Annotated in this window: 1 protein-coding gene and 6 pseudogenes; 3 read left to right on the top strand and 4 right to left on the bottom strand. The window is 49.6% G+C overall.

The genetic code is table 11. From position 1 onward, the window contains the following. The 3 genes and pseudogenes from pyk to FYJ34_RS15235 all read left to right on the top strand — a co-directional run. Positions 1–858, top strand: a pseudogene (pyk, locus tag FYJ34_RS11680) (pyruvate kinase); the annotation flags it as partial. A gap of 258 nt (positions 859–1116) precedes the next feature. Next, the gene (locus FYJ34_RS11685; RefSeq protein WP_154478937.1) at positions 1117–1794 is read left to right on the top strand and encodes a TrmB family transcriptional regulator; all 678 of its coding nucleotides are present in this window, start codon (positions 1117–1119) and stop codon (positions 1792–1794) included. Between the two features lies 1 nt (position 1795). Next, positions 1796–2929, top strand: a pseudogene (locus tag FYJ34_RS15235) (diaminopimelate decarboxylase); the annotation flags it as partial. Here FYJ34_RS15235 and FYJ34_RS15240 read toward each other — a convergent pair. The 4 pseudogenes from FYJ34_RS15240 to FYJ34_RS15610 form a co-directional block, all read right to left on the bottom strand. Continuing rightward, positions 2903–4137 (bottom strand): annotated as a pseudogene (locus tag FYJ34_RS15240) (diaminopimelate decarboxylase). The pseudogenes FYJ34_RS15235 and FYJ34_RS15240 overlap by 27 nt on opposite strands. Position 4138: 1 nt before the next feature. Continuing rightward, positions 4139–4815 (bottom strand): annotated as a pseudogene (locus FYJ34_RS15245) (TrmB family transcriptional regulator). Positions 4816–5071: 256 nt separating this feature from the next. Further along, a pseudogene (locus tag FYJ34_RS15605) lies at positions 5072–5613 on the bottom strand (pyruvate kinase alpha/beta domain-containing protein). Beyond that, a pseudogene (locus tag FYJ34_RS15610) lies at positions 5600–5892 on the bottom strand (pyruvate kinase). Before FYJ34_RS15610 ends, FYJ34_RS15605 begins: the two co-directional pseudogenes overlap by 14 nt. Between the last annotated feature and the right edge of the window lie 33 nt (positions 5893–5925).

The following is a 5925-nucleotide window of genomic DNA, read 5'->3' on the forward strand; positions in this document are numbered from 1 at the left end:
GAAATGCAGAATGTATTCTGGAGATCAAGGCGTTCTTGAAAGAATGCAAGTCTCCTTTTATTCCGATCATTGCCAAGATTGAAAATGCAGAAGGAATCAAAAATATCGACGAGATCATCCGGTGTGCGGACGGGATCATGATCGCCAGGGGAGATCTGGGAGTGGAGATCCCGGCGGAGGAAGTACCTTACCTGCAGAAGATGATCATCCAGAAATGTAACAGCAATTACAAGCCGGTGGATCACAGCCACGCAGATGCTGGATTCCATGATGCGGAATCCGCGTCCTACAAGAGCGGAAGTCACAGACGTGGCCAATGCGGTTTATGACGGAACCGATGCGGTCATGCTGTCCGGAGAGACCGCGCAGGGAAAATATCCGCTGGAGAGTCTGCAGATGATGGTGCATATCGTGGAAAATACAGAAGAACACCTGGATCATGAGACGCTTTTGAAAAGGGCAGAGAAAAACTATCTGAAAAGCACCTCCTGTGCTCTGGGATTTGCGACGGTGACGACGGCGGGAAGTTTGAACGCCAAATGTATCATTACGCCTACGGTATCGGGAGCAACGGCAAGAGTCGTGTCCAAGTTTAAGCCTCCGATGGATATTATAGGGGTCACGCCCAACGAAGAAACCTTACGGAGGATGCAGATCTACTGGGGGGTTCGTCCGCTGAAATCCATTGAATTCCAGACGACGGAAGACATCTGCAGCGGGGCCATTGATCTGGCATGTGCGAAACAGATGGCAGAGTCGGGAGATATCATCGTGCTGACGGCAGGGATCCCGTCACCCAACGTAAAGGCACAAAGAGAAGGCGTCAGCAATATCATGCAGATTGCTGTAGTAGATTAGACAGAAAAAAGGTGCACTGCACCGCTGGAGAGTATCAGTGGTGTGGCGGCATCTTTTTTTGTAGAAAAAGCACAGAAAAGGGGATTGTCGTGGAAGGGGGATGGTGAAGCGATGTGTCCTGCCGGCAGGAAAGAAACGGTCTGTTTTGAGAAGGATTCTTGACAGAGAGAGGGAAGAGGTATATAGTAGTACTTGAGAGAAACACTAAATAGTACAGGAGGTGGCAGAGTGGAGACGACATCATTTGCTGAAAGACTGATGGAATTTGGTCTGACAAGGCAGGAGGCCTGCATTTACCAATGTATTTTGGAGGAAGGAAAGGTAACGGGGTACGAGGTGGCAAAGCAGACCGGGATTTCCAGGTCCAACGCATACAATGCACTGGCCAACATGCAGGAAAAGGGAGCGGTGTATCTTCTGGAGGAAGGAACAGCCAGAAAGTACGTTCCGGTTCCGTTGGAAGAGTTTTGTAAAAACCGTATCCGGAGACTGGAAGAGGCGAAAAAATGGCTCTCTCTGCGTGCGCCTAAGGAGCGGGAAGAAGCAGAGGGCTATATTACGATAGAAGGCGGAAAAAATATCCTGAACAAGATCCGCAACCTTTTGGAGGAAGTGGAGGAGAGAGTCTATATCAGTTGTACCAGAAATTATCTTTTACTGATGGTCAGGGAATTGGAGGCGCTGCAGGCCGCCGGGAAAAAGGTTGTGATCATCACGGACCGGCCGGTTACCTTCAAAAATGCCAGAGTATATGTAGGCAGGGACAGAGGAATGCAGATAGGGGTTATTTCGGATTCCCGCTATGTGATCACAGGAGAGTATGGAGAGGGAAGTATGAACACCGCCTTGTATTCCGGGCAGAAGAACTTTGTGGAGCTGTATAAGACGGCTTTGTCCAATGAGATAGAGCTGCTGACATTGAAAGAGGAGAACTGACATGAAAAAAACACCGTTTGTAACAAAAGAACAACTGGAAAAGATCGTAGAGCAGTATCCCACTCCTTTTCATCTGTATGATGAAAAAGGGATCCGTGAAAATATAAAAGCGCTGAAGGAGGCGTTTGCCTGGAACCGGGGATACAAGGAATATTTTGCCGTGAAGGCTACGCCCAATCCGTTTTTGATCGGGATTCTGAGGGAGTACGGCTGCGGCTGTGACTGTGCATCCTATTCGGAGTTGTTGCTTTCCGAAGCCATGGGGATCGGCGGAAGGGATATTATGTTTTCTTCCAATGATACGCCGGCGCAGGAGTTTGTGTACGCAGACCGGCTGGGCGCCATCATCAACCTGGACGACATTTCCCACATTGACTGCCTGGAAAAGCCATCGGCAAAATTCCGGAAGTGATCAGCTGCCGTTATAATCCGGGCGGGCTGTTCCAGATCAGCAACGACATCATGGACAATCCGGGAGACGCCAAGTACGGGATGACGACAGACCAGATGTTTGAAGCGTTTCAGATCCTGAAAGAAAAGGGAGCGAAGGAATTCGGAATCCATGCCTTCCTGGCAAGTAATACCGTTACAAATGCATATTACCCCATGCTGGCAAAAGTTCTGTTTGAACTGGCTGTTCGCCTGAAGAAGGAGACAGGCGTCCATATCGGGTTTATCAATCTGTCGGGAGGGATCGGTATTCCTTATCGTCCGGAACAGAGGCCAATGATATCCGGGTGATCGGAGAAGAAGTCAGGAAGGTATACGAGGAAGTTCTGGTGCCGGAAGGGATGGGAGATGTGGCGATCTACACGGAGCTGGGGCGTTTTATGATGGGGCCTTACGGTCATCTGGTTACAAAGGCGATCCATGAAAAGCATACGCACAAAGACTATATCGGAGTGGACGCGTGCGCCGTAAACCTGATGCGTCCGGCCATGTACGGGCGTATCATCATATTACGTGATGGGGAAGGAGAGGAGCCGCCCTGCAAGTACGATGTACGGGATCTTTGTGCGAGATAATGACAAGTTGCCATTGACCGGATGCTGCCAAAGGTCGAACAGGAGATTTTCTGGTGATCCATGACACGGGAGCACACGATATTCTATGGGATCCAATGTACAATAATCGCCGGTGTCTCTGCTCTTCTGATCAGCTCTGTCGTTCCATCTGTTTCAGCAACTTCCGCAGATTTCAGCTTTCCGTTGTAATTGTATCCATAGAATATCCGTGTGCTCCGTGTCATGGATCACCAGAAAATCTCCTGTTTCGACCTTTGGCAGCATCCGGTCAATGGCAAACTTGTCATTATTCTCGCACAAAGATCCCGTAACATCGTACTTGCAGGTGCAGGGCTCCTCTTCCTTCCCCATCACGGTAATATGATGATACGCCCCGTACATGGCCGGACGCATCAGGTTTACGGCGCACGCGTCCACTCCGATATAGTCTTTGTGCGTATGCTTTTCATGGATCGCCTTTGTAACCAGATGACCGTAAGGCCCCATCATAAAACGCCCCAGCTCCGTGTAGATCGCCACATCTCCCATCCCTTCCGGCACCAGAACTTCCTCGTATACCTTCCTGACTTCTTCTCCGATCACCCGGATATCATTGGCCTCCTGTTCCGGACGATAAGGAATACCGATCCCTCCCGACAGATTGATAAACCCGATATGGACGCCTGTCTCCTTCTTCAGGCGAACAGCCAGTTCAAACAGAACTTTTGCCAGCATGGGGTAATATGCATTTGTAACGGTATTACTTGCCAGGAAGGCATGGATTCCGAATTCCTTCGCTCCCTTTTCTTTCAGGATCTGAACGCTTCAAACATCTGGTCTGTCGTCATCCCGTACTTGGCGTCTCCCGGATTGTCCATGATGTCGTTGCTGATCTGGAACAGCCCGCCCGGATTATAACGGCAGCTGATCACTTCCGGAATTTTGCCGATGGCTTTTTCCAGGCAGTCAATGTGGGAAATGTCGTCCAGGTTGATGATGGCGCCCAGCCGGTCTGCGTACACAAACTCCTGCGCCGGCGTATCATTGGAAGAAAACATAATATCCCTTCCGCCGATCCCCATGGCTTCGGAAAGCAACAACTCCGAATAGGATGCACAGTCACAGCCGCAGCCGTACTCCCTCAGAATCCCGATCAAAAACGGATTGGGCGTAGCCTTCACGGCAAAATATTCCTTGTATCCCCGGTTCCAGGCAAACGCCTCCTTCAGCGCTTTTATATTTTCACGGATCCCTTTTTCATCATACAGATGAAAGGAGTGGGATACTGCTCTACGATCTTTTCCAGTTGTTCTTTTGTTACAAACGGTGTTTTTTTCATGTCAGTTCTCCTCTTTCAATGTCAGCAGCTCTATCTCATTGGACAAAGCCGTCTTATACAGCTCCACAAAGTTCTTCTGCCCGGAATACAAGGCGGTGTTCATACTTCCCTCTCCATACTCTCCTGTGATCACATAGCGGGAATCCGAAATAACCCTATCTGCATTCCTCTGTCCCTGCCTACATATACTCTGGCATTTTTGAAGGTAACCGGCCGGTCCGTGATGATCACAACCTTTTTCCCGGCGGCCTGCAGCGCCTCCAATTCCCTGACCATCAGTAAAAGATAATTTCTGGTACAACTGATATAGACTCTCTCCTCCACTTCCTCCAAAAGGTTGCGGATCTTGTTCAGGATATTTTTTCCGCCTTCTATCGTAATATAGCCTCTGCTTCTTCCCGCTCCTTAGGCGCACGCAGAGAGAGCCATTTTTTCGCCTCTTCCAGTCTCCGGATACGGTTTTTACAAAACTCTTCCAACGGAACCGGAACGTACTTTCTGGCTGTTCCTTCCTCCAGAAGATACACCGCTCCCTTTTCCTGGCATGTTGGCCAGTGCATTGTATGCGTTGGACCTGGAAATCCCGGTCTGCTTTGCCACCTCGTACCCCGTTACCTTTCCTTCCTCCAAAATACATTGGTAAATGCAGGCCTCCTGCCTTGTCAGACCAAATTCCATCAGTCTTTCAGCAAATGATGTCGTCTCCACTCTGCCACCTCCTGTACTATTTAGTGTTTCTCTCAAGTACTACTATATACCTCTTCCCTCTCTCTGTCAAGAATCCTTCTCAAAACAGACCGTTTCTTTCCTGCCGGCAGGACACATCGCTTCACCATCCCCTTCCACGACAATCCCTTTTCTGTGCTTTTTCTACAAAAAAAGATGCCGCCACACCACTGATACTCTCCAGCGGTGCAGTGCACCTTTTTTCTGTCTAATCTACTACAGCAATCTGCATGATATTGCTGACGCCTTCTCTTTGTGCCTTTACGTTGGGTGACGGGATCCCTGCCGTCAGCACGATGATATCTCCCGACTCTGCCATCTGTTTCGCACATGCCAGATCAATGGCCCCGCTGCAGATGTCTTCCGTCGTCTGGAATTCAATGGATTTCAGCGGACGAACCCCCCAGTAGATCTGCATCCTCCGTAAGGTTTCTTCGTTGGGCGTGACCCTATAATATCCATCGGAGGCTTAAACTTGGACACGACTCTTGCCGTTGCTCCCGATACCGTAGGCGTAATGATACATTTGGCGTTCAAACTTCCCGCCGTCGTCACCGTCGCAAATCCCAGAGCACAGGAGGTGCTTTTCAGATAGTTTTTCTCTGCCCTTTTCAAAAGCGTCTCATGATCCAGGTGTTCTTCTGTATTTTCCACGATATGCACCATCATCTGCAGACTCTCCAGCGGATATTTTCCCTGCGCGGTCTCTCCGGACAGCATGACCGCATCGGTTCCGTCATAAACCGGCATTGGCCACGTCTGTGACTTCCGCTCTTGTAGGACGCGGATTCCGCATCATGGAATCCAGCATCTGCGTGGCTGTGATCACCGGCTTGTAATTGCTGTTACATTTCTGGATGATCATCTTCTGCAGGTAAGGTACTTCCTCCGCCGGGATCTCCACTCCCAGATCTCCCCTGGCGATCATGATCCGTCCGCACACCGGATGATCTCGTCGATATTTTTGATTCCTTCTGCATTTTCAATCTTGGCAATGATCGGAATAAAAGGAGACTTGCATTCTTTCAAGAACGCCTTGATCTCCAGAATACATTCTGCATT

Origin of the sequence: Suipraeoptans intestinalis, assembly GCF_009696485.1 — a bacterium.
Classification (GTDB): Bacteria; Bacillota; Clostridia; order Lachnospirales; family Lachnospiraceae; genus Suipraeoptans; species Suipraeoptans intestinalis.

Bases quoted from the DNA above. Each gene is read 5' to 3' on its own strand.
- FYJ34_RS11685 (WP_154478937.1), top strand. From the start codon at position 1,117: ATGGAATTTGGTCTGACAAGGCAGGAGGCCTGCATTTACCAATGTATT.